This is a genomic window from Acidaminococcales bacterium, assembly GCA_031290885.1.
Taxonomy (GTDB): Bacteria; Bacillota; Negativicutes; order Acidaminococcales; family JAISLQ01; genus JAISLQ01.
In genome coordinates, this window is the sequence record JAISLQ010000023.1 from 1 (window position 1) to 4,371 (window position 4,371).

Consider the following 4,371-nt stretch of genomic DNA (forward strand, 5'->3'; position numbering starts at 1 on the left):
CAACCATAGCTCTTTCGCGACGACCCAGCGGTATCTGGGCATAACGCAAGACGACAGAGACAGGCTTTACCTTAAGCTGGACTTTTTCGGCGGCGCGGCCAAAAGTGGCTAACAACCCACGCGCATGGCCGCGCGCGGCCTGTTGCGGTGTGTGTCGCCTCGCTTCGCATTTGCGTTCGCGGCAAGCCGCGCAGTCCGTCGAAAGGGCGGCGGACTGCATCGGCAAAGTGTCAGCGGATGAAGTTTGTCCTGGCCGGGGCTTCCGTTTCCGGTCGTGCGACTACGCCCTTGGCCGCGTCAATGCACTTTAAAAGCCAAGCCATGTTGTTGCCGAGGGTGCGCATGGTTTGCAGCCCTTCCGCGTCCTGCCTTACTTCTTCGGGCGTGTTGCCGTGGACGCTGTTCCAGTATTGCGAAGAAACAACCGGCATTTGCGAAATGGTAAAATACTTGTTCAGGCGGTCAAAAGAAGCCGTGGCGCCGCCGCGCCGACAACTGACCACACAAGCCGCCGGTTTGTAAGCGTAGGCTTGGGCCTTGCGATAAAACAGCCTGTCCAGGAAGGCGCACAAAGCGCCGTTAGGCGCGGAATAGTACACCGGCGACCCTACCACGAACCCATCGGCGGCTTTCAAAAGATCGACACATTCGTTTACCTTGTCGTCCTTGAACACGCAATATCCGCTTTTGGCGCAGCCCTGACAGGCAACGCAGCCTTGCACCGGTTTAGTGCCGATGTGCAAAAACTGCGTTTCGATGCCGTCTTTTTCTAATTGTCCGGCGACTTCGCTGAGCGCGGTAAAAGTGCAGCCTTTTTCATGCGGGCTGCCGTTGAGCAAAAGAACTTTCATGAAATATCCCCCCTGAAAATTTTATTTTCCCAGTTTCCCCCAACATGCGCGGCCGGTTTCTGCCGGCGCGCCTTTTAAGATAACTTCCGCCGAAGCCTTGTCATTGCGCACGCCAGCCCCCGCCGCCCGTCAATATGAGCTGGCTGCGGTGGAAACTGCCCAGCGTGCTTCGGTGGCCAACGCTGATAACGGCTGCGGCGGGCAGGCGTGCGGCCAAAAGTTCGTACATTTCGCGCTCCAGCGCCTCGTCCATGGCCGAGGTAGCCTCATCCAGGAACAGCCAGTCCGGGGCGTGGATGAGCGCACGGACAAAGGCGATACGCTGCTGCTCGCCGGGCGAGAAAATATGCGCCCAATCTTCTTCCCTATCAAGCTCGGCCGCCAGCCATTCCAACCGGCAGAGCGCCAGGGCCTCTTTGACGCGCTCATCGGCGACACCAGAGCGCCCCGGGTACAAAAGCGCGTCGCGCAATGAACCGAGCGGCAGGTAAGACCTTTGCGGCAGGAACATCTTTATGCCTGCCGGGTAAACAATCTCGCCGCTGACATACGGCCACAGCCCGGACAAAGAACGCAGGAGCGAACTTTTGCCCGATCCGCTCGGCCCTTTGACTATCCAGGTTGAGCCCGGGGCGAAATCAACATTCAAACGGCTTATCAACTCCCGTCCGTCCGGCAGGTTGACCGACAAATCTTTCAAAAGCAGGCTGCCGGCCGCCCCTTTGAGATAATCCTGCCCTTTCTGCCGATATTTTTCCCGGATTTCGTTCATGTGCCGCTGAAAGCCGGTGAGACGCGCCACCACCGAATACCACTGCGCCATAGTTACATAGGCGTCGACGAAAAAAGAAAGGGCGTCCTGTACCCGACCGAAAGCCGCCGTTATCTGCATGAGCCCGCCAAGGTTTATGGCGCGGGACAGATACCTTGGCATGCTCAAAGCCAGCGGCACGATAACCGATACCTGGGAATAAGTGGAAGTCAGGGCGACCACTTGTTTTTGTTTGCGGACAATCTTCCAAAGGTTGGCAATCAATATGGAAAATTTTTTGCCGAAATAATCCCCCTCAAAGCGTTCGCCCTTGTAAAAAGCCACGTTTTCGCTGTTTTCGCGCAGCCTGACCATGCTGTAGCGAAAATCCGCCTCAAATCTTTGCTGCTCAAAATTCAGCCGCCCCAGCGCGCGCCCGGTTTTGTCGGTCAGATAGGTGCCGGCCGCCGCGTAAAGCACGGTTACCCAAAGCATGTAGCCCGGGATGGAAACGGGAATGCCATAGGGGCCAAGGTCAAGCGCCCCGGACAGGCTCCATAGTATGCCGGCAAAAGATACGAACAAAACTATATTTTTGATCAGCCCCAGCGCCAAAGACAGCGTGCTTTCCACAAACAGCTTGATATCGTCGCTTATGCGCTGGTCGGGATTGTCCGTGTCTTTCTCAAACATCTGCAAAAGATAATAAGTCCTGGCCGTAAGCCAATGCTCGACATACCGCCTGGTCATCCAAGTGCGCCAGCGCATCTGCAGCACTTGTTGCAAATAATACGAATAAACCGCTATGGAAACATATACGGCGGCGATCAGGCAAAAATCCTTTACCGCACCGATTATTTCCGCGTTCTTGTATTCCTGCAAGGCGGTGTAAAAATCGTTGTACCACCGATTGAGCACAACTAACATGTACACTTGCCCAAGGCTGAGCGCGATGATCGCGGCCAGCAAAAAAGCGGCGCGGTATTTTTCCTCGGAACGCCAATACTCGCGGGTAAGCCGCCATAAAGAAGCCAAAAAACTTTTGCTGGCTATTTTTTCCACCATGTGTCTCCTTAAAATACCGGGCTGCCTTAAAATATGGCTGCCCGGCTGAGCCGCTCCGCAGCCTTGCCGGTTCGCGGGCGGAAAAATCCAGCTGGCGGCCAACCATTATATATTTGGCGGTTGTCGGGCAAAATCCTGCCGCCGACAGCGAAATATTTAAGAGAATCGCCGACAGCCGCCTACGGATACTGCGGCATGTTTGGCAACGGCCAATCCGCGCCGGCGAAAGCCATACTGTTTTCGGATTGAGCCATGAATAGTATTTGCGCGGCAGTTTGCCGCCGTGCTCATCCATGGCGCGCCGCGGACGGCGCGCGGCGCAGCCGCCGGCAAGTCCGCCTCGGTTACCAAGGTGTCGCGCCGCCTTAGCCCGAAAGAACTCAAAAACAAAAAATAGGCGCATCCGCGCAAAGCAAACCGGCACAACTGCGTTTGGGGGGGCATTTCGCGCATTCTTTTCGCGGCGCGCGGAGTGTCCCCGCTTTTTGCCTTTCGGCGCAAGATGCCGGTACTGCTCCCCTATTAAAATCCTACTGACTTTACGGCCGATTTACCGCCCAGCTTTCTTCTGAAGCCTTGCCGGACCTACGGGTTCGCTTGCCTTTCGTGCCGCGCCGGACGGCAAATTATCTCGCAAATCCTAAGGAGTGTCTTAATCGGAGACACAATAAGTATAAGGCCGTGTCAGCGGCCGGCGGTTGGCGCAGGGTTGCGGCCCACGCGTTGCCCTGCGGGTGCGGGGGCGGAGTATCGGGGCGTAATAGGCTTTAGGGCAGAGAAACAAAACAAATAGCTCCCGTATCTGCTATTTACCTTCCTGGAGCATGGCGCGCAGCCGCGCGATCTCTGCTTCTTTTTCCACAAGCGCCGCGTCCTTTTCCACAAGTGCCGCGTCCTTTTCCACAAGCGCCGCGTCCTTTTCCACAAGCGCCGCGTCCTTTTCCACAAGCGCCGCGTCCTTTTCGGCGACGACGCCCCGCCACTTCGCGTCGGCTTCCTCTGCCGCTTCGCGCCGGGCATTGGCCAACGCCGACGCTTCGTTGCGCCTGGCGTCGGAACGCATGCGCTCCAACGTCCTGAATTCTTCCGTTGCCGTGACGCTGCGGTACGCTCCTATCGCCTGTTGCATAATCGGCACCCCCAGTTCCTCAATTTGCCGCAATTCTTCCTCCGTGTCCGCGTCAAACAGTTTGAGCCATAGCTCCAACGCGTTGTCCGCGCTGACTGCCTTCGGCAGCTTCGGCAGTTCGTAATACTGCAAGGACAGCCTGTCCGTCAGCGGCACATGCCGCGTAACTTCAAGCGCCTGAAACTCGCTGTGGCACTCTTGGCAGTCAAACATCCTGAACGCCACGATGCTGATGATGACGACCCGCGGGAGTTCGCTGTAGGCGTCCCCCTCCCCGAGGGAGGTCGAATATTCGCGCGCCCAATGAAAAAGTGTCCGCTCCGGGAAGTCGTTTTCGTCCCTGACCTGTATTTCCAAGTCCACCCTTTGCCCATCCACCGTCATGTTGACGTCAAGGCGGCAGAACTTGTCCCCGATCGCTTCCGGCGGCATTTCCGGGTTCGTTATCGCGAACTTACCAATGCTGCCGTGCTTCACGCCGAGCAGTTCCGCGACAAGCCGCTTGAGCAAATCGGGGTTTTTCACAAAAAGCATCTTAAACAGGGTATCGTTCTTGAAGGTGTATTCGAGCTTTG

At 56.7% G+C, this 4,371-nt stretch carries 3 protein-coding genes; all 3 read right to left on the minus strand.

Translation table 11 applies throughout. The annotated features are described in order from the left end of the window. Window positions 1-230: 230 nt before the first annotated feature. A complete protein-coding gene (locus LBO03_02965; protein ID MDR3348559.1) occupies window positions 231-851 on the minus strand; it encodes a flavodoxin family protein in 621 nt (206 codons plus the stop codon). A gap of 100 nt (window positions 852-951) precedes the next feature. Continuing rightward, window positions 952-2,664, minus strand: coding sequence for an ABC transporter ATP-binding protein/permease (locus tag LBO03_02970; GenBank protein ID MDR3348560.1), 1,713 nt, complete (start codon window positions 2,662-2,664; stop codon window positions 952-954). An 808-nt stretch (window positions 2,665-3,472) separates the two neighbouring features. Further along, window positions 3,473-4,371, minus strand: an 899-nt coding sequence (locus tag LBO03_02975) for an Rpn family recombination-promoting nuclease/putative transposase (GenBank protein ID MDR3348561.1), incomplete at its 5' end; no start/stop codon positions are given.